This is a genomic window from Pseudomonas chlororaphis, from assembly GCF_001921865.1.
GTDB classification, from domain to species: domain Bacteria; phylum Pseudomonadota; class Gammaproteobacteria; order Pseudomonadales; family Pseudomonadaceae; genus Aquipseudomonas; species Aquipseudomonas chlororaphis_D.
Genome location: NZ_MSCT01000023.1, coordinates 47,986 through 67,879, shown reverse-complemented (window position 1 = coordinate 67,879; position 19,894 = coordinate 47,986). Strand labels below are relative to the sequence as shown.

General features: G+C 66.4%; 19 protein-coding genes. 17 read left to right on the top strand and 2 right to left on the bottom strand.

Going from position 1 to position 19,894, the window contains the following annotated elements; all coding sequences use genetic code 11:
• From BTN82_RS28440 to BTN82_RS28375, 14 genes are all read left to right on the top strand, one after another.
• Nucleotides 1-1,358 (top strand): aldehyde dehydrogenase (locus tag BTN82_RS28440; RefSeq protein WP_075122342.1); only part of this gene is annotated, 1,358 nt, incomplete at its 5' end.
• A complete protein-coding gene (locus BTN82_RS28435) occupies nucleotides 1,355-2,320 on the top strand; it encodes a VOC family protein (RefSeq protein ID WP_075122337.1) in 966 nt (321 codons plus the stop codon). The genes BTN82_RS28440 and BTN82_RS28435, both read left to right, overlap by 4 nt.
• Nucleotides 2,321-2,333: 13 nt before the next feature.
• Complete coding sequence (locus tag BTN82_RS28430; protein WP_075122336.1) at nucleotides 2,334-3,476, top strand: FAD-dependent monooxygenase; 1,143 nt, start codon at nucleotides 2,334-2,336, stop codon at nucleotides 3,474-3,476.
• Between the two features lie 2 nt (nucleotides 3,477-3,478).
• On the top strand, nucleotides 3,479-3,796 hold the full coding sequence (locus tag BTN82_RS28425) for a hypothetical protein (RefSeq protein ID WP_075122335.1): 318 nt from the start codon (nucleotides 3,479-3,481) through the stop codon (nucleotides 3,794-3,796).
• Nucleotide 3,797: 1 nt separating this feature from the next.
• Entirely contained in the window at nucleotides 3,798-4,025 is a 228-nt protein-coding gene (locus tag BTN82_RS28420; protein ID WP_075122334.1) for a recombinase-like helix-turn-helix domain-containing protein, read from the top strand.
• A 21-nt stretch (nucleotides 4,026-4,046) separates the two neighbouring features.
• Nucleotides 4,047-5,081, top strand: a complete 1,035-nt coding sequence (locus BTN82_RS28415) for an aromatic ring-hydroxylating oxygenase subunit alpha (protein ID WP_075122333.1) — start codon at nucleotides 4,047-4,049, stop codon at nucleotides 5,079-5,081.
• Nucleotides 5,078-5,524: a RidA family protein gene (locus BTN82_RS28410; protein ID WP_075122332.1), complete on the top strand. Its 447-nt coding sequence runs from the start codon at nucleotides 5,078-5,080 to the stop codon at nucleotides 5,522-5,524. Before BTN82_RS28415 ends, BTN82_RS28410 begins: the two co-directional genes overlap by 4 nt.
• Nucleotides 5,517-6,476 carry a PDR/VanB family oxidoreductase gene (locus BTN82_RS28405; RefSeq protein WP_075122331.1) on the top strand — a complete coding sequence of 320 codons (960 nt, stop codon included), beginning with the start codon at nucleotides 5,517-5,519 and terminating at the stop codon, nucleotides 6,474-6,476. Before BTN82_RS28410 ends, BTN82_RS28405 begins: the two co-directional genes overlap by 8 nt.
• 730 nt (nucleotides 6,477-7,206) lie before the next feature.
• A complete protein-coding gene (locus tag BTN82_RS28400; protein WP_075122330.1) occupies nucleotides 7,207-8,439 on the top strand; it encodes a hypothetical protein in 1,233 nt (410 codons plus the stop codon).
• 422 nt (nucleotides 8,440-8,861) lie between these two features.
• Entirely contained in the window at nucleotides 8,862-10,301 is a 1,440-nt protein-coding gene (locus BTN82_RS28395; RefSeq protein ID WP_075122329.1) for an alanine/glycine:cation symporter family protein, read from the top strand.
• Nucleotides 10,302-10,404: 103 nt separating this feature from the next.
• Nucleotides 10,405-11,406, top strand: a complete 1,002-nt coding sequence (locus tag BTN82_RS28390) for an asparaginase (RefSeq protein ID WP_075122328.1) — start codon at nucleotides 10,405-10,407, stop codon at nucleotides 11,404-11,406.
• Between the two features lie 205 nt (nucleotides 11,407-11,611).
• Entirely contained in the window at nucleotides 11,612-12,604 is a 993-nt protein-coding gene (locus BTN82_RS28385) for an AraC family transcriptional regulator (protein WP_075122327.1), read from the top strand.
• Nucleotides 12,605-12,851: 247 nt separating this feature from the next.
• The gene (locus BTN82_RS28380) at nucleotides 12,852-13,883 is read left to right on the top strand and encodes a histone deacetylase family protein (protein WP_075122326.1); all 1,032 of its coding nucleotides are present in this window, start codon (nucleotides 12,852-12,854) and stop codon (nucleotides 13,881-13,883) included.
• 14 nt (nucleotides 13,884-13,897) lie between these two features.
• Entirely contained in the window at nucleotides 13,898-14,998 is a 1,101-nt protein-coding gene (locus tag BTN82_RS28375; protein ID WP_075122325.1) for a polyamine ABC transporter substrate-binding protein, read from the top strand.
• A gap of 117 nt (nucleotides 14,999-15,115) precedes the next feature.
• On the opposite strand, the gene BTN82_RS28370 is transcribed toward BTN82_RS28375, so the two are convergent.
• Both BTN82_RS28370 and BTN82_RS28365 read right to left on the bottom strand, forming a co-directional pair.
• Nucleotides 15,116-16,327 carry a YeeE/YedE family protein gene (locus tag BTN82_RS28370; protein ID WP_075122324.1) on the bottom strand — a complete coding sequence of 404 codons (1,212 nt, stop codon included), beginning with the start codon at nucleotides 16,325-16,327 and terminating at the stop codon, nucleotides 15,116-15,118.
• Between the two features lie 40 nt (nucleotides 16,328-16,367).
• Entirely contained in the window at nucleotides 16,368-17,930 is a 1,563-nt protein-coding gene (locus BTN82_RS28365) for a PLP-dependent aminotransferase family protein (RefSeq protein WP_075122323.1), read from the bottom strand.
• Between the two features lie 108 nt (nucleotides 17,931-18,038).
• On the opposite strand from BTN82_RS28365, the gene BTN82_RS28360 reads away from it, so the two are divergent.
• Genes BTN82_RS28360 through BTN82_RS28350 form a run of 3 tightly spaced genes read left to right on the top strand, consistent with a single transcriptional unit; the run spans nucleotide 18,039 to nucleotide 19,807 of the window.
• Entirely contained in the window at nucleotides 18,039-18,674 is a 636-nt protein-coding gene (locus BTN82_RS28360; RefSeq protein WP_075122322.1) for an FMN-binding negative transcriptional regulator, read from the top strand.
• Complete coding sequence (locus tag BTN82_RS28355; protein ID WP_075122321.1) at nucleotides 18,671-19,117, top strand: GNAT family N-acetyltransferase; 447 nt, start codon at nucleotides 18,671-18,673, stop codon at nucleotides 19,115-19,117. The genes BTN82_RS28360 and BTN82_RS28355 overlap by 4 nt, the downstream gene beginning before the upstream one ends.
• Nucleotides 19,118-19,135: 18 nt before the next feature.
• Complete coding sequence (locus tag BTN82_RS28350; RefSeq protein ID WP_075122320.1) at nucleotides 19,136-19,807, top strand: GNAT family N-acetyltransferase; 672 nt, start codon at nucleotides 19,136-19,138, stop codon at nucleotides 19,805-19,807.
• The last annotated feature ends 87 nt before the right edge of the window (nucleotides 19,808-19,894 follow it).

Genomic DNA, 19,894 nt, shown 5'->3' with positions numbered 1-19,894 from the left:
ACGCCGTGCAGGGCGCGCACCAGGCGTTCCTGCACAGCGGCTGGGCCCAGCGCAAACCCCACGAGCGGGCGGCCGTGCTGTACCGCATCGCCGAGCTGATCCGCCAGCACGGCGAAGAGCTGGCCCAGTTGCAACGCCAGGACAACGGCAAGCCGATCAACGAAACCCGCGCCCTGGTGGCCAGCGCCGCCGGCACCTTCCAGTTCTTCGCCGCGGCCTGCGAAACCCTGGAGGAAACCATCACCCCGTCGCGCGGCGATTTCGTCAGCATGAGCGTCTACGAGCCGATGGGCGTGGTCGCCGCGATCACCCCGTGGAACTCGCCGATCGCCAGCGAGGCGCAGAAAGTCGCGCCGGCCCTGGCGGCGGGCAACGCGGTGGTGATCAAACCGGCGGAAATCACCCCGCTGCTGGCCCTGCGCCTGGCCCGCCTGTGCATCGATGCCGGGCTGCCCAAGGGCCTGATCAGCGTGCTGCCCGGCAAGGGTTCGCTGCTGGGCGACGCCCTGACCCGTCACCCGCTGGTCAAGCGCGTGTCGTTCACCGGCGGCACCCGCACCGGCAAGCACATCGCCCATATCGCCGCCGACAAGATGATGCCGGTGTCCCTGGAGCTGGGCGGCAAGTCACCGACCATCGTCCTCGACGACGCCGACCTCGACCACGCCGTGGCCGGGGTGCTGTACGGCATCTTCAGCTCCTCGGGCGAGGCCTGCATCGCCGGCTCGCGGCTGTTCGTCGCCCGCGCCCTGTACGAGCCGTTCATGCAGCGCCTGGTGGCGGCCGCGGCCAACCTGCGGGTGGGCGACCCGGCCGACGAAAGCACCCAGATGGGCCCGCTGATCAGCGCCGGCCATCGCGAATCGGTGGAGCGCTACGTGGCCCTCGGCCTGGCCGAAGGCGGCCGCCTGCGCCTGGGCGGGCAACGCCCGAGCGGCGCGCTCTACGACCAGGGCTACTACTACCCGCCGACCATCCTCGAAGGCCTGCACAACGGCCAGCAGGTGTGCCAGGAAGAAATCTTCGGCCCCGTACTGGTGGCCATGCCGTTCGACGACGAAGCGCAGTTGCTGGAGCAGGCCAACGACAGCCTGTACGCCCTCGCCGCCGGGATCTGGAGCCGCGACTACAAGCGCGCCTGGGCCCTGGGCCGGCGCCTGCAGGCCGGCACGGTGTGGATCAACACCTACAAGCAGTTCTCGATTTCCACGCCTTTCGGCGGTTGGCGCGACAGCGGCCTGGGCCGCGAAAAAGGCCGCCTGGGGATCCTGCAATACATGGAACAGAAGAGCCTCTACTGGGGCATGAACCAACAGCCGCTGGCCTGGGCCGGTGTGCCACACGAGGTAGCGTCATGAGCGTGTTAGGCATCGATGAAGTCACCTATGGCGTCGAGGACCTCGACACCTGCGTGCGTTTTTTCAGCGACTGGGGCCTCAAGCAAGTCAGCGCACAACCGGACGAGGCGGTATTCGAAACCCTCAACGGTTGCCGGGTGGTCCTCGCCGACCTGAACAAGCCCGGCCTGCCGCCCGCCATCGAGGCCGGCAGCACCGTGCGCGAAGTGGTCTGGGGCGTGGCCAGCGCGGCGGACCTGGCGCTCTACCGCCAGCGCATCGCCCACGACCCGGGCTTCGTCGAGGCCGACGGGCGCATCGGCTGCACCGACCCCAACGGCCTGGCGATCCGCCTGCAAGTGACCCGCAAGCGCGAGATCGAGGTCGAGTGCAGCGGCCACAACACCTGGCAGACCAAGGGCCGGATCAACAAGCCGGCGCCCGTCTACGAGCGCGCGACGCCGATCGAAGTCGGTCACGTGGTGTTTTTCGTCAAGGACGTGAACGCCTGCGAAGCCTTCTACCACGAGCGTTTCGGCTTCCAGGCCTCGGACCGCTACCCGAACCGCGGGGCGTTCTTGCGCACCGCCGAGGAAGGCGGCCACCACGACCTGTTCATGCTGCAACTGCCGGCGCCGCGGGCCGGGCTGAACCATGTAGCGTTCACCGTGCGCGACGTGCACGAAGTGTTCGGCGGCGGCATGCACATCTCCCGCAGCGGCTGGGCCACCGAGATCGGCCCGGGGCGGCACCCGGTGTCCTCGGCGTTCTTCTGGTACTTCAAGAACCCCGCCGGCGCGCTGGTGGAGTACTACGCCGATGAAGACCAGCTGACCGGCGAATGGCAGCCGCGCACCTTCGAGCCGGGGCCCACGGTGTTCGCCGAATGGGCCATCGCCGGCGGCATCGACGGCCACACCCGGCGCCAGCAACACGTCGAGGCGCCGCAAGGCAAGTTCCTCACCGACAAACCGAAACCCTGAGCAGGAGTCGCCCATGTCTTCCCTGAACATCGCCATCGCCGGTGCCGGTATCGGCGGCCTGACCGCCGCCATCGCCCTGCACCGCGCCGGCCACCGGGTCACCGTCTTCGAGCAGTCCAAGGCCTTCCTGCGGGTCGGCGCCGACATCAACCTGACCCCCAACGCGGTGCGTGCGCTGGACGGCCTGGGCATAGGCGCCGCGGTGCGGATCCCCGCGGCCCGGCCGACCCACCGCATCAGCCGGATGTGGGACAGCGGCGCGCAGACCTCGTGCCTGGAAATGGCCGACGCCGCCGAGCGCCAGTACGGCGCGCCGCAACTGACCATTCACCGCGCCGACCTGCTGGCCGCCCTGGCCGAGGTGTTCCCGCTGGAACAGGTGCGCTTCGCCAAGCGCGCCGAACGGGTGGCGCAGGACGACGACGGCATCGAGCTGCACTTCAAGGACGGCAGCCGGCATCGCTGCGATGTATTGATCGGCGCCGACGGCATTCATTCGGTGGTGCGCAGCGCGCTGTTCGGCGAAGAGCATCCGCGCTTCACCGGGGTGGTGGCCTACCGCGCGGTGGTGCCGGCCGAACGCGTGGCCCAGGTGCCGAATATCCAGGCCTTCACCAAATGGTGGGGCCCCAACCCGCAGAGCCAGATCGTCACCTTCCCGCTGAACCAGGGTAAGGACATCTTCATTTTCGCCACCACCGCCCAGGACAGCTGGCACGAGGAATCCTGGACCGGCGCCGGCGATGCCGAGGAACTGCGCAGCCACTACCGGGACTTCCACCCGGACGCCCGCGCCCTGCTCGACGCCTGCACCGAGGTGCTCAAGACCGCGCTGTACGAGCGCGACCCGCTGCCGTTCTGGTCCAAGGGCGCGATCACCCTGCTGGGCGACGCCTGCCACCCGATGATGCCGTTCATGGCCCAGGGCGCCGGCCAGGCCATCGAGGACGCGGTGGTGCTCGCCCGTTTCCTGCAAGACCTCGACAGCCCGGCTGCGGTCGCCGCGGCCTTGCAGGCCTACCAGCAGGCGCGCCTGGAACGCACCAGCCGGATCCAGGTCGGCTCGCGGGGCAACCAGTGGCTCAAGGACGGCGGCAACGCCGACTGGGTCTACGGCTACGACGCCTGGGCCGTGCCCACCGACGACGCGGCCTGAACATGAACGAGACCTTGCTGGTGACCGTGCTGCTCAAGCACGACCAATCGAAAAACCTGGAAGACATCCAGCGCCACATGAAGCAGCAGGACTGGTGGGAGCGCTTCCCACCGCAAGGCGTCGAGCTGGTGTCGTGGACCGTGGCCATGGGCCTGGGCCAGATCGTCACCCTGCGCTTGCCGCCGAGCCTGCTGCCAGCCCTCAACGTCGAGCTCGAACGCTCGGCCTGGGGCGTGTTCAGCACTGAGGTCTTCCCCACCTACGACTTTATCCCCGTGCGCGAAACGATCCGCGAACGGGTACGCAACGGAGGTCAATGAGATGAGCACCCACGAACGATTCCTCGAGCCCCATCAGGCGCGCAAACGGCCCAACACCCAGTTCGAGGAGTTGCTGGGCGACTCCATCGAGCGCGCGTTCGGCAACGGCGTGAGCGAGCTGCCCGCCCTGCTCGCCCACCTCAACCTGGCCGGGCCGCCCTGCCCGCTGACCAGCGGCGAGTGGACCGCGGATGCCTACCAAACCCTGATGGCCCGGCTGGGCGAATGACCCGGCAGAAGGAATAAAACAATGACTATGCAATTGACCGTCGACCCTGTTGAACAGCACCTGGCCAATGGCCTCAAGGACCTCTGGTTCCCGGTATTGCCCTCGGACCTCTTGGGTGAAAAACCGGTTTCGGTGCGCCGCCTGGGCTACAAGATCGCCCTGTGGCGCGACAACGATGGCCGCGTCCACGCCCTGGAGGACCATTGCCCGCACCGCGGCGCGCCGCTGTCCCAGGGGCCGGTGCTGGGCGATCGCCTGCAATGCCCTTACCACGGCGTCGAAGTGCGCTGCGACGGTACCGTGACCAAGGTCCCCGGCAGCCCCGGCTGCAAGCTCGAAGGCAGCCGGCCGACGCGGATGTTCCACACCCGCGAAGCCGCCGGCGCGATCTTCCTGTTCAACGCCACCGACCCGCACCTGCAAACCCCGCCGGAGCTGGTGCTGCCGGAGCAACTGACCTCCCCCGAATGGAGCAGCTTCGTCTGCTACACCGAGTGGAAGGGCGACTACCGCTACGTGCTCGACAACGTCATGGACCCGATGCACGGCACCTACCTGCACAAGATGTCGCACTCGATGAGCGAAGGCGAAGCCACCGCCAAGTTCGTCACCCGCGACACCGACCAGGGCTTCTTCTTCGAGAAGGAAGGCCAGCGCGGGGTGAACTTCGACTGGACCGAATTCCTCGACAACGGTTGCCACTGGCTGCGCCTGGAAATCCCCTACCCGAAAACCGGCGGCCCCGGCGGCAACTTCACCATCATCGGCAGCTACACCCCGAGCAGCCGCTCGCTGGCGGCGGTGTTCCACTGGCGCTGCCGGCCGCTGACCGGCTGGCAGCGCGACACCTGGCGTTTCCTCTACAAGAACCGCCTGGAAGCGCGGCACTGGGCGGTGCTGGAGCAGGACCGGGTGCTGCTGGAGTTCATGGAGCCGGACGCCAACCAGCGCGAGAACCTCTACCAGCACGACCTGGGCGTGGTGCGGCTGCGGCGCTACCTGAAAAACGCCGCCAAGGCCCAGCTCGAACTGATCGAAGCGAAGCAACTGCCATGAGCCAGACCGTGCAACGGGTACGCAGCGCCGCTGTGGCCGAGCCGGCCGGCGCCAGCTGGTCCAACGCCCTGGTGGTCGGCCGCGAGGTGCTGTTGTCCGGCATGACCGCGCACCCCGCCACCCGCGAGGCCGCGCAAGCCGGCACGGCCCTGGACGGCTACGCCCAGACCATGCTGGTGCTGGGCAAGATCCAGGCCCTGGTGGAAGCCGCCGGCGGCCATATCGGCAATATCTGCCGGCTGACGGTGTACCTCACCGACATGGCCGACAAGGACCAGGTAGGCCGCGCCCGGCGTCATTTCTTCGCCGGGCAGGCGCTGTTCCCGACCTCCACCCTGGTGGAAGTCAGCGCCTTGGTGTTTCCCGAACTACGGGTCGAGATCGAGGCCGACGCCCGGCTCGATGTCGACCTGCGTACCGTCATTGAGGTGAACGATGTCTAAACCTTCCCTCCTCACCGCCCGCGTGCACACCCTGCGCTACGAAGCCGAGGGCATCGTCAGCGTCGAGCTGCGGCCCTTGGGCGATACCGTACTGCCGCCGTTCGACGCCGGCTCGCACATCGACCTGCACCTGGCCAACGGCCTGGTGCGCAGTTACTCGCTGCTCAACTCGCCGAGCGACCGGGGCCGTTACGTGGTCGGCATCCTGCGCGACCGCAACAGCCGCGGCGGCTCGGAATACGTGCACAGCCAGCTGCGGGTCGGCATGTCGCTGTCGATTTCGGCGCCGCGCAACAACTTCGAGCTGGACCCGGGCGCCAGCCACAGCGTGCTGGTGGCCGGCGGCATCGGCATCACGCCGATCTACTGCATGTTCCGCCAGTTGCTGGCCCTGGGAAAATCCGCCGAGCTGATCTACTGCGCGCGCTCGCGCCAGGAAGCGGCGCTGGTGGAGGAATTGGGCGGGCTCAAGGCCCGGGTGGTCTACCACTTCAACGACGAGAAAGGCGTACCGCCGGACCTCGCCGCCTACCTTGCGGGGCAGCCCGCAGATACGCATTTCTACTGCTGCGGGCCGACGCCGATGCTCGATGCCTTCGAGGCCACTTGCGAGCGCCTGGGTTACCCCCACGCCCACATCGAACGCTTCGCCGCCGCCGAACTGCCGCCCAGCGAAGACGCCCAGAGCAGCTACAGCGTGGAGTTGAAAAAGTCCGGCAAGACCCTGTCTGTGGAGCCCGGCCTGAGCCTGCTGGACGTGCTGCTCGAAGCCGGTTGCGACATCGACCACAGCTGCCGCGAAGGGGTCTGCGGCTCCTGCGAAACCCGGGTTCTGGAAGGCGAAATCGACCACCGCGACGGCGTGTTGACCAAGGCCGAACGAGCGGCCAACCGGTCGATGATGGTCTGCGTTTCCGGCTGCAAAAGCCGGCGCCTGGTGCTGGACCTGTAGCCCCGCTACGTAATCGCCATGTAACCGTTACGTAATCCCTACGTAATCGTTGCGAGACCAACGCCCGTAGCCGCACGTAGCCGCTGCCAAGCGCAGCGCGGCTGCGTACGGCTGCGAAGCAGCCGCAACCCAGGCGATAGGTGCATCAGTCGAATCGCGCTGTCAGGTTTTGCGGCTGCTGCGCAGCCGTACGCAGCCTCGCGGGCTCGGCAGCGGCTACAAGGTTCAGGTTCAGGTTCAGGTTCAGGTTCAGGTTCAGGTTTGAGCGTGCGCATCGAAGACTTGGCCGGCAGTGATGCCGGCCTTTTTTATGGCAGTGTTTAATTGAACGTCGACACTTTCAATGCAACTGGGCAGCCTCTTTCTGTTCACTGGTAAAACAACTTCGTGCCCGTTTTCATTACGGCGTGCAATTACGACGCACCTCTAACTGGCAACTTTGTTACCCACTTCCCCCGCTGTTTCACCGGCTGCACAAAATTCCTTGTTTCCTATATAAACCATTGTTTTTGCTTGGATATTTTATTAACCGGCAAGCCCGCCGGCGCCTGGCACAGTTCCTGCTCCCTCCCCCTGTGAGTCCACAGGCCAAACGGCGTATCGCCGATAAAACAACAATAGCCAGTACTTAACCCGGCAAGACCCGCTCCCGCCGCAGTTGCCTTATCAGGCAAGCGGACGAGTGTTGCCGATCGTCAGGTAGCACCGAGTATTAAAGGTGAGGTCGAAAATGAAGAGTCATGTCTTATGTGCAGGATTGCTGTTGGTCAGTTGCGCCAGTTTCGCTGTCGAGCCCATTCCTTCCGCCGTGGTGCGGGCCAACGCCGCCAATAAGCCTTTCCCGCATATTTCCTGGCGCAGCGACGACGGCGACAGCAGCCTGGATATCGGCGGCGCGCTGCGTACCAACTACCGCGACGAACATTGGGACACCACCGAGAACAACGGTCGGTTTCTCTTCGACACTTTCCGCCTGGACGTGCAAGCCACCTACAAGAACCTCTACGGCGATATCGGCTACTGGTTCCAGGACGACGGCAAGCGCTCCATCGACCGCGGCTTCGTCGGCTACCGGCTCAATGAAAAGTCCAACCTGCAACTGGGGGCGCCGTTCAAGCCGTTCGGCCTGGAGCCTTATCCGCAATTCGGCTGGAGTTACCACATCCCGTTTTTCATGGGCTACGGCGTAAGCGCAGGCTCAGGCCTCAAGTACAGCTACAAGGATCAGGATTGGGACGTGCAACTCGGCTACTTCCCGCGCATGTTGCCCAGCGACCTGCGCTACTCGCCGGAAGTCGGGCGCTACGCCGACCTTGACGACAACGCGGTCGCCTTCACCCAGTCGCGCCAGGACAACGAGAAGCGCAACCAATTCAACGCCCGTGTGGCACGCACCTTCAGCAGCGACGATGGCTGGAAGACCGAAATCGGCGCCTCGCTGGCCACCGCCCAGCTCTACAACGCCACCACCAAGGACGACGGCGACTATTGGGCCGCGGGGGTGCACGCGATCGTCAGCAAGGGGCCGTGGTCCGTCACCACCCAGGGCATCCGCTATGAGTACGACCCCAAGAACCCGGCCGGCGTCAGCGACGACTCGGTGCTGATGGGCGGCAACGGCCTGACCCCGGCCTACCTGATCGCCGCCAAGGCCAGCATGGTCTCGCTCAACGTCGGCTACGACATCTACACACCGAAGCTCGGGCAGTTGAAGAAGATCAAGCTGTACAACGACTACAGCCGCCTGATGAAGGACAAGAGCGGCTGGGACGACTCGCAGATGTACACCGTGGGCGCGCAGTTCCTGGCCATGCCGATCATGGCCTGGGTCGACCTGACCTGGGCCCGCAACGCCAACCCCTACGGCGGCGCGGAGAACGGCAGCGGCTTCACCAACACCAGCTCGGTGGGCAGCAATGAGTGGTACTACCGGACCAACGTCAATATCGGCTACTACTTCTGAGACCAACCGCGAGCCGGCTCATCTCCCTGTAGGAGCGAGCTTGCTCGCGATGGCGGCCTGCCTGCCCCACCGCGGCGCCCGCATCGCCAGCAAGCTGGCGCCTACAAAAGCGGCCTCTGCCTGACCTGATCCACGCTCCTGCAAGAACCGATTCAGCCCCTTCCCCAACCTGCCGTTCCTCGGCTCGACGCGCTACATGCAGACGGCGAGCGCGCGCACCGGTATAGTGCGCCCCCTCTTCACGTAGGAAGCCGTCGGTAACGAGGCTCGACCTCACGGGAAACCCGAACTAATAACAACCCGCGAATTGGAACCGGGACGAACGCTCGCCCCACCTGTCGTGCTGCCCGCACGCCAGCGTGTAACCGAATGTTTCGGACCACCCAGCTTCTGCCTTTACAAAAAACAGCGAGGAATAATCCATGCTCGAAGTCATCAACGACTTCCTCTCAGGGAAAGTACTGATCGTGCTCATCGTCGGGCTCGGCAGCTACTTCACGATCCGCTCGCGTTTCGTTCAATTGCGCCATTTTTTCCATATGTTCGCGGTATTTCGCGACAGCCTGAAGGGCAACGCCGGCCAGCTCAGCTCCTTCCAGGCCCTGATGCTCAGCCTCGCCGGCCGCGTCGGCGCAGGCAACATCGCCGGCGTCGGCATCGCCGTGACCCTGGGCGGCCCGGGCGCGGTGTTCTGGATGTGGGTGACCGCACTGGTCGGCATGTCCAGCAGCTTCTTCGAATGCACCCTGGCCCAGGTCTACAAGCGCGCCGACGGCGACGGCCTGTACCGCGGCGGCCCGGCCTACTACATCCAGCACGGCCTGAAGCTCAAAGGCATGGCGGTGGTGTTCTCGATCCTGCTGCTGGTCACCTACGGCTTCGCCTTCATCGGCCTGCAGTCCTACACCGTGACGCACTCGCTGCAGAACGCCTTTGACTTCGACCCACGCCACACCGGCATCGTCCTGGCGGTGCTGCTGGCCATCACCTTCATCGGCGGCATCAAGCGCATCGCCTCGGTGTCCGACCTGCTGGTCCCGATCAAGACCCTGGCCTACATCGCCGTGACCCTGTACGTGATCGGCACCCAGATCGAACACGTGCCGGCCATGCTGGAAACCATCTTCAAGAGCGCCTTCGGCCTCGACCCGGCCTTCGGCGGCCTGCTCGGCAGCGCCATCGTCATGGGCGTGAAGCGTGGTGTGTTCGCCAACGAAGCGGGCCTGGGCAGTGCGCCGAACGTCGCCGCCGTGGCCGCCGTGAAGCACCCGGGCGCCCAGGGCGTGGTCCAGGCTTTCAGCGTGTTCCTCGACACCTTCGTGATCTGCACCTGCACCGCGCTGCTGATCCTGCTGTCGGGCTTCTACACCCCGGGCTTCGAAGGCGACGGCATCGTCCTGACCCAGAACTCGCTGGCCGCCGTGGTCGGTGACTGGGGCCGCCTGTTCGTCAGCGTCGCGCTGTCGCTGTTCGTCTTCACCTGCATCCTCTACAACTACTACCTGGGCGAGAACAGCCTGCAGTTCCTCACCCGCAACCGCGCTGCGCTGATGACGTTCCGCGGCCTGGTGCTGGCGTTGGTGGTCTGGGGTTCGATGCAGGACCTGTCGACCGTGTTCGCCTTCGCCGACATCACCATGACCTGCCTGGCCTTCGTCAACCTGATGGCCCTGGCCATGCTGTTCAAGGTCGGCCTGCGCGTGATGCGCGACTACGACGAGCAGCGCCGCGCCGGCGTCGACCAGCCGGTGTTCGACTCGCGCAAATTCGCCGATCTGGACCTGGACCTGAAGGCCTGGCCCGCCGAACCTGCGGCCCCCGCCCAGGCCGAGCCGCAAGGCGTGCCCGCAGCGCAACGCTGACGGGTGAACGGCGGGCGCATCCTCTGCGCCCGTCGGCTACAGTGCGATAAATGTGGAGCGGGCTTGCCCGTTCCCACAGGAACTCACCGTTTCGGAGAATCCCATGAACCCTTCGACCTACCCTGGCGCGCAGCACGTCATGGTGCTCTACACCGGCGGCACCATCGGCATGCAAGCCAGCGCCCACGGCCTGGCCCCGGCCTCGGGTTTCGAGGCACGGATGCGCGACTACCTGCACAGCCAGCCCGAACTGGTGGTGCCCGACTGGCGCTTTCGCGAGATGGCGCCGCTGATCGACAGCGCCAACATGACCCCCGCCTACTGGCAGCGCCTGCGCGAAGCCGTGGTCGAGGCGGTCGACCAAGGCTGCGACAGCGTGCTGGTCCTGCACGGCACCGACACCCTGGCCTACAGCGCCGCGGCCATGAGCTTCCAGCTGCTGGGCCTACACGCCCGCGTGGCGTTCACCGGCTCCATGCTGCCGGCCGGCGTGGCCGACAGCGATGCCTGGGAAAACCTCAGCGGCGCGCTGGTTGCCCTCGGCCGGGGCCTGGCCCCCGGCGTGCACCTGTATTTCCACGGCGAGCTGCTGGCGCCGACCCGCTGCGCGAAGATCCGCAGCTTCGGCCGCCACCCGTTCGCCGCGCTGCAACGCCAGGGCGGCGGCACCAAGGCCACGTCGATTCCGCCGCAGCTGGATTACCGCCAGGCCAGGCAACTGGCCAAGGTCGGCGTGTTGCCGCTGGTACCGGGGATCGCCGCCGAACAGCTCGACGCCCTGCTGGGCAGCGGCATCCAGGCGCTGGTGCTGGAGTGCTTCGGCAGCGGCACCGGGCCGAGCGACAACCCGCAGTTCCTGGCCAGCCTGCAACGGGCGCACGACCAGGGCATCGTGGTGGTCGCCATCACCCAATGCCATGAAGGCGGCGTCGAGCTGGGCATCTACGAGGCCGGCAGCCGCCTGCGCGGCGTCGGCGTGCTGTCCGGCGGCGGCATGACCCGCGAAGCGGCGTTCGGCAAGCTCAATGCCCTGCTGGGCGCCGGCCTGGACACCGCCGAAGTGCGGCGCCTGGTCGAGTTGGACCTGTGCGGCGAGCTGAGCTGACAGCGCATTCAGCGCGCTCCTGCGCAGGTTGGCATTCCCTGTAGGAGCGAGCTTGCTCGCGATAGCCGCGCAGCGGCGATTCGTCAGCCACCACGCGTCATCGTTGACGATTTTTCGCGAGCAAGCTGCGCTCCTACAGAAGAGCGGCACACCGCGCGGCATACAAATTGCTCCGTTTTCAGCTCCTTCAGGGCTGGAAACGGACATGCTACATTCCCACCTCACCACCCTCAACGCCGTCTCGCTGGTGCTCGACACCTTCAGGGACCAAGGGCTGCCCAGCGACGCGCTGCTGGCCGGCAGCGGCATCAACGCGGCCGACCTGAGCCGGGCCGACACCCGCATCACCACCAACCAGGAAATGCTGGTGTGCGCCAACGCCGTCGCGCTGCGCCACGACATCGGCCTGGAGCTGGGTCGGCGCATGCACGTTTCCAGCTACGGCATGCTCGGTTATGCCCTGCTCACCAGTGCCACCTTAGGTGACGCTTTGCGCCTGGCGCTGCGTTATCCGGCGCTGTTGGGAACACTTTTCGAGCTGAGCCTGGAAGCCGACGGCGAGCTGATCTGGCTGACCGCCGCCGACTACCGCGAAAACCCGGCGCTGGCGACCTTCAACATCGAGTTCTGCCTGGTGTCGATGAAAGTCATCTGCGACGACCTGCTGGGCCATCCGCTGCCTTTGCGCGGCGCCCGCTTCGAGTACCCCGCCCCCGACTACCAGGGCCGCTACGCCGAGCGCTTCGACTGCCCGCTGCGCTTCGACGGGCCTTCCAACGCCTTCGCCTTCGACCGGCGCTGGCTCGACCAGCCGCTGCCCCTGGCGGACGCCATCACCCACCAGGCCATGGCCGAGCGCTGCCGCAAGCAGAACACCGAATTCACCGGGCGCCAGGCCTGGCTGGGGCGCATCCGCCAGTTGCTGGCGGCGCAACTGGACGCCGCGCCGGGCCTGGAAGGCCTGGCCGAACAGATGAACTGCTCGGCGCGCACCCTGCGTCGGCACCTCAAGGACCTGGGCTGCAGCTATCAAGAACTGCTCGACGAGCTGCGCTTCGAGCGGGCCAAGCAGCTGCTGTGCGAGGACGACCTGCCGATCTACCGTATCGCCGAGGCCCTGGGCTTCAGCGAAACTGCCAGTTTTCGCCACGCCTTCGTGCGCTGGAGCGGCGTCGCCCCGAGCCAGTTCCGGCCGTGAGCCGTACCGCCACATCCCTGTAGCCGCTGCCGCAGAAGGGCCTTCAGGGGCCTCAAGAGCAACGCCTGCTGCGCAGTCGATCGCAGCCTGCGGCAGCGGCTACATGGGACGGTGTCGCCTGCGAGGGGCGAATTACGGACACATACTTTGGCCATATACATCCCCTTTTGGCCGCTCCTGCCGTTCTCCAAAGGCCCGCGCGCCGCAAGACTGTGGAACACGAAAAACAGCCTGCGGAGAACAACAAATGCTGACGATCTACTCGGACGATCACCACCTGCACCACGGCCGCTGCGAACTGATCGACGGGCAACTGATGCCCTGCTTCGAAATGCCGTCGCGCGCCGACCATGTGCTGGACCGCGTGCGCTATCGCAACCTGGGCCCGGTCGAGGCACCCAAGGACTTCGGCCTGGGGCCGATCGAGCGCGTCCACAGCCGCGCCTACCTGGACTTCTTCAAGGGCGCCTGGGACCGTTGGGCCGCCCAGGGCATCGACGGCGACCTGCTGCCCTACACCTGGCCGGCGCGCACCCTGCGCAGCGTGGTCCCCACCAGCCTGCACGGCCAGCTCGGCTACTACAGCTTCGACGGCGGCGCGCCGATCACCGCCGGCACCTGGCAAGCGGCCTATAGCGCCGCCCAGGTCGCCCTCACCGCCCAGGCGGTGATCCAGCGCGGCGCGCGCAGCGCCTTCGCCCTCTGCCGTCCGCCGGGACACCACGCCGCCGGCGACCTGATGGGCGGCTACTGCTACCTGAACAACGCAGCCATCGCCGCCCAGGCGTTCCTCGACCAGGGCCACAAGAAGGTCGCGATCCTCGACGTCGACTACCACCACGGCAACGGCACCCAGTCGATTTTCTACGAGCGCAGCGACGTGCTGTTCACCTCGATCCACGGCCACCCGGAAGCCGAATTCCCGTTCTTCCTGGGGTACGCGGACGAACTTGGCGAAGGTGCGGGCGTTGGCTTCAACTTCAACTATCCGCTACCGGCCGGCAGCGGCTGGGACCGCTGGAGCGCGGCGCTGGAACAGGCCTGCGGGGAAATCCAGCGCTACGGCGCCGACATAGTCGTGGTCTCCCTGGGCGTGGACACCTTCAAGGACGACCCGATCTCGCAGTTCAAGCTCGACAGCCCGGACTACCTGGCCATGGGCCAACGCATCGCCGCCCTGGGCACGCCGACGCTGTTCGTCATGGAAGGCGGCTACGCGGTGGCAGAAATCGGCATCAACGCCGTGAACGTTCTCGAAGGCTTTCAAAGCGGCCAGTGAAGGAAACCCGCCACATGAACAGGTTCAAGAATTACCTCGCGCCCGCGCTTTGCGCGGCGCTGCTGGGCGGTGTCGCGCACGCTGAAGAACGCACCCTGCGCGTCTACAACTGGTTCGACTACATCACCCCCAAGGCCCTGGAAGACTTCAAGGCCCAGAACAGCCAGGTCAAGCTGATCTACGACATCTTCGACACCAACGAAGCGCTGGAAGCCAAGCTGCTGACCGGCAACTCCGGCTACGACGTGGTGGTGCCGTCCAACGTGTTCCTCGCCAAGCAGATCGAAGCCGGGGTGTTCCAACCCCTGGACCGCGGCAAGCTGGCGAACTGGAACCACCTCGACCCCAAGCTGATGAAGCTGATCGAGGCCAACGACCCGGGCAACAAGTTCGCCGTGCCCTACATGTACGGCACCATCCTGATCGGCTTCAACCCCGCCAAGATCAAGGCGGCGCTGGGCGACAACGCGCCCGTGGACAGCTGGGACCTGATCTTCAAGGAAGAGAACATCAGCAAGCTCAAGCAGTGCGGCGTGGCCCTGCTCGACTCGCCGTCGGAGATCCTGCCGCTGGCCCTGCAGCACCTGGGCCTGGACCCCAACAGCCGGCAGCCGGCGGACTACGCCAAGGCCGAAGCGCTGTTGCTGAAGATCCGCCCGTACGTCACCTACTTCCACTCGTCCAAGTACATGGCCGACATCGCCAACGGCGATATCTGCGTGGCGGTCGGCTACTCGGGCAGCTTCTCCCAGGCGGCCAACCGCGCCAAGGAAGCCAGGAACGGCGTGGTGGTGGACATGCGCCTGCCCAAGGAAGGCGCGCCGATCTGGTTCGACATGCTGGCGATCCCCAAGGGCGCGAAGAACCCGGACGATGCCTACACTTTCATCAACTACTTGCTGCAACCGCAGGTAATCGCGCCGGTCAGCGACTTCGTCGGCTACCCGAACCCGAACAAGGACGCCACCGGGCTGGTCGACCCGTCGATCCGCAACAACCCCAACCTGTACCCGACCGACGCGGCGATGGGCACGCTGTACACCCTGCAACCGCTGCCGCGCGACGCGGAACGCGCGCGGACCCGGGCCTGGACCAAGATCAAGGCCGGGACCTGAGCACCCATCCCCTGTAGGAGCGAAGCTCGCTCGCGATAGCCGCGCAGCGGCGACTGGTCTGCCGCACCGCGTTATCGTTTTCGCGAGCAAGCTTCGCTCCTACAGAGGCCAGGTGCTTCAGCAGCCCGTCAGCCCTTGCGGCGCGCGCTCTTCGGCAAAGAACCACGGCCGCAGGCGCACGCCCACGCCGTTGCCGACAAAGGCCGCCACCAGCCACAGCCAGCCGTGCAGGCTGCCCGAGGCGATGCCGCTGAAATAGGCGCCGATGTTGCAGCCGTAGGCCAGGCGCGAACCGTAGCCCAGCAGCAAACCGCCGATGACCGCGGCCGCCAGCGAACGCGGGGGAATCCTCAGGTTCGGCGCGAAGCGCCCGGCCAGCCCTGCCGCCAGCAAGGCGCCGAACACGATACCGACGTCCATCACGCTGGTAATGTCCTGCCACACCGGTGCGGCCAGGGCCTTGGCGTTGGCCGCGCCCTGCCAGAACACCCAGCTGCCGACATCCACCCCCAACCCGCTGGCGACCTTGGCGCCCCACAGGGCAAACGCCGAGGTGATGCCCCAGGGCCGCCCGGCCAGCGCCAGGGTGGCGAAGTTCAGCAACGCCAGGGCGACCGCGCCCCACACCAGCGGCCAGGGCCCGCGCAGCAGCCGGCGCCAGCCTCGATGCGCGCTGTCGACCGGGGCTTGCAGCGCACCATGGCGACGCTTCTCCAGGCGCACCGTCACCCAGGCGATCAGCACAAACAGCGCAAGGCTGAGCCCCAGCGCCGGTGCCACGCCGAAGCGCTGCACGATGGACACCGGCGGCAACGACGGCAAGGCGAACCACCAGTCCACATGGTGCGTGGCGATCAACGAACCGCAGATGAAAAACGCCAAGGTCACCAGCATCCGCGCGTTGCCGCCGCCCACGGTGAACAGCGTGCCGGACGCGCAACCGCCGCCCAGCTGCATGCCGATGCCGAAGATGAAGGCGCCGACAATCACCGAGACCCCGGCCGGCGCCACCAGCCCGGTGACGGGCGAACCGAACAGCGAACCCGCCCCCAGGGCCGGGAAGAACAGCAGCACCGCCAACGCCAGCATGACCATCTGCGCCCGCAAGCCGGCGCCGCGACGGTCGCGGATAAACACCCGCCAGGCCGAGGTGAAACCGAACGCGGCGTGATACAGGGTCAGGCCCAGGGCCGCGCCCAGCAGCAACAGCCACACATGGCGCGGGCCCACCTGGGCCTGCAGGAACGCGCCGCCGGCCAGCAGCACGAGCAAGGCGAACAAAGGCGCGCCGAACGTGCGTTCGGGCGCCGCGGAAAGGGTCTGGCTCATAAGGGTTCTCGGCAAAGACAATGGCCGCGAGTATAAACCGTCACACGCCCCAGGCCCGGCGCAACCGGCGCAGGGCATCGGCGATATCGGCCTCGGGCACCGCGGCGAAGCCCAGCACCAACCCGGCGCGCCGATCTTCCGGCAGCGGCGAATCCGGCAACCAGTAGTGGCTCAGGCCGTTGATCTCGACCCCCACGGCCGCGGCCTGCGCCACCAGTTCGCGTTCCCGGGCCAGGCTGGCCACCGGGATCGTCAAATGCAGGCCGGCCGCCACGTTGGGCAACGTGCCCACCCCGGGGATATCCACCGGCCAGCCGGCCAGCAAGGCGTCGCGCCGACTCAGCGCAGCACGGCGCATGCGGCGGATATGCCGCTGGAAATGCCCGGCGGCCATGAATTCGGCCATCACCGCCTGGGTACTGACCTCCGAATGGCGCACATCCAGCGCCCGGCGCTGGGCGAACGGCTGCACCAGCGCCTGCGGCAACACCAGGTAACCCAGGCGCAAGGCCGGGAACGCGACCTTGCCGAAAGTGCCGACGTACAGCACCCGCCCCTGCCGGTCGAGGGCCGCCAGGGGCGCCAGCGGAGCGCCGCTGTAGCGGTACTCGCCGTCGTAGTCGTCCTCGACGATCCAGCCGTCGTTGCGCTCGGCCCAGGCCAGCAGCTCCAGGCGCCGGGCCAGGCTCAGGGTCACCCCGGTGGGGTACTGGTGGGACGGCGTGACATAGGCCAGGCGGCAATCGCCCAGCGCCGCCAGTGCCGCGCAGTCGAACCCCTCGTTATCCACCGCCACGCCATGCAGGCGCGCGCCGGCAATCGCGAAGGCATGCCCCGCCGCCCGATAGCCGGGGTTTTCCACCGCCACGCCGTCGCCGGGGTTCACCAGCAACTGTGCACAAAGGCTGATGCCCTGCTGCGCACCACTGGTGATCACAATTTGTTCAGCGCTGCATTGCATGCCCCGCGAACTGCGCAGGTAGGCGGCGATCAGGCCGCGCAGCCGCTCTTCGCCGGCCGAATCGCCGTAACACAGCTGACTCATATCCGGTTTTCGCCAGAAAGCCGCGCTCAGCTTGGCCCAGACCTCGAACGGGAACAGATCGAAAGCCGGAATTCCCACCCGAAAAGCCCGCGGCGGACCGCCTTGAGGCAACGCCAAATGGTGCTGTTCGACCCGCCCCAAGGCCGCGCTGTGGATAACTTTACTGGATGTAATCCCAGGTAAATCCGAACTTTTTGTGGATAACCCTGTGGGTAAGCCTGGTGATAACCCTGTGGATACTTTTGTGGATAGTTTTCCCGCGGGCTTCTTGATCGGCAGCCGGCTTTCCGGCAATTGCGCCACATAGGTGCCATCGCCGACCCGCCCTTCGATAAAACCTTCGGCGTACAACTGGTCGTAGGCGCGCACCACGCTGTTGCGGGAAATCGCCAGGGCCGCGGCCAGGTCGCGACTGGCCGGCAAACGGGTGCCGCTGGCCAACCGGCCGTCCAGTACCCGCAGGCGCAAGGCCTGGTACAGCTGGCGGCTGAGGCCCTGGCCGCGGTCCAGCTCGATACCGGCGGGGTTGAAGGAAAGCGGCAGCGTCGGACTGTTCATGGAAGGCCTCTCATCGGTCCAATGGACCCATGAAAATGACTGGAGATGGCTCTTACAACGGACCATTAGCCTGCCTAGGATGCAGCCATTCGCCAAGGATATTTTTCCATGTACGTACCCCGCGCTTTTGCCGAAGAAGACCTGCCCACCCTGCACAAGCTGATCGGGGAAACCCGCCTGGCGACCCTGGTGACCTATGGCGAGCAAGGCCTGCAGGCCAATCACCTGCCGCTGTTGTTCGCCCCGGACCAGGGCCCCTTCGGCACCCTCTACGGGCACCTGGCCAGGGCCAACGGGCAATGGCAGGAACTGGCCGGCGGCGCCGAGGCCCTGGTGATCTTCCCGGGCGCCGACACCTACATCAGCCCGTCGCTGTACCCGAGCAAGGCCGAGCACGGCAAGGTGGTGCCGACCTGGAACTACGTGAGCGTGCACGCCTATGGCAGCGCCGAGGTGTTCCACGAGCCGCAGCGCATCCGCGAGGTGGTCAGCGCCCTCACCCGGCAGCATGAAGCCGGCCGCGCCAGCCCATGGACATTCGAGGACGCCCCCGCCGAGTTCATGGACAGCATGCTGCGCGCCATCGTCGGTTTCGCCCTGCCGATCCAGCGTCTGGAGGGCAAACGCAAACTCAGCCAGAACCGCACCGCCGCCGACATCGACGGGGTGCTCAATGGATTGGCCGCCAGCGCCGATCCCCACGACCAGCACATTTCCAACCTGATGCGCGAGGAGCAGCCATGAGCCCGATCCAGATCCGTCCCGTCACCGCCGCCGACCACGCAGCCTGGCTGCCGCTGTGGCAGGCCTACCTGCGGTTCTATGAAACCGAGCTGCCCGACGCGGTGACCCGCAGCACCTGGCAACGTTTCCTCGACCCGGCCGAGCCGACCCACGCCGCCCTGGCCTGGGACGGCGAGCAGGCGGTGGGCATGGTGCATTTCATCTACCACCGCTCCAACTGGAGCATCGAAAGCTCCTGCTACCTGCAAGACTTGCTGGTGACGCCGGAGCAACGCGGCACCGGGGTCGGCCGTCAGCTGATCGAGTTCGTCTATGCCACCGCCAAGGTCGACGGCTGCGCCAAGGTCCACTGGCTGACCCACGAAACCAACGCCACGGCCATCCAGCTCTACGAGCGGATCGCCGAACGCCCGGGTTTCATTCAATTTCGAAAAGTCCTCTAAGCGTTCCAGGAGAACCCCATGCCGACCTCACTCGCCGACTGGCAAGGCGTGCCGCCGCCGTCGACCACCCTGCTCGAAGGGCGCTTCATCCGCCTGGAAAAACTCGACCCGGCGCGCCACGGCGACGACCTGTGGAAAGCCTTCCAGGGCCCGGGCGCCGACCCCAAGCTGTGGGACTACCTGCCCTACGGCCCCTTTACCGAACGCCGCGCCTTCAACGATTGGCTGAACAATCACGCGGCCCACAGCGATCCGTATTTCTTCAGCGTGATCGACCGCGCCAGCGGCGAGGTCCAGGGCATTCTCAGCCTGATGTCGATCGTTCCCGCCCAGGGCCGCATCGAGATCGGCCACGTGACCTTCGGCGCGCCGATGCAGCGCTCGCCGAAAAGCACCGAGGCGGTGTACCTGCTGGCCAAGGAAGCCTTCGCCCTGGGTTACCGCCGCCTGGAATGGAAATGCAACAACGCCAACGCCCGCTCACGGTACGCGGCCGAACGCCTGGGTTTCAGTTTCGAGGGGGTGTTCCGCCAGCACATGGTGGTCAAGGGCCAGAACCGCGACACCGCCTGGTATTCGATCCTCGATACGGAGTGGCCAAAGGTCGGCGCCGGGTTCGAGCGCTGGTTGAGCGAAAGCAACCAGAGCGGCTCGGGGCAGGTGCAAGGGTTGGCGGAGTGCCGGGGGTAAGCCGGTAGCCAGCGGGGGCTTGAGCGGGCGCTATCGCGAGCAAGCTCGCTCCTACAGGGTTCAGCACACAGCCTTGTAGGAGCGAGC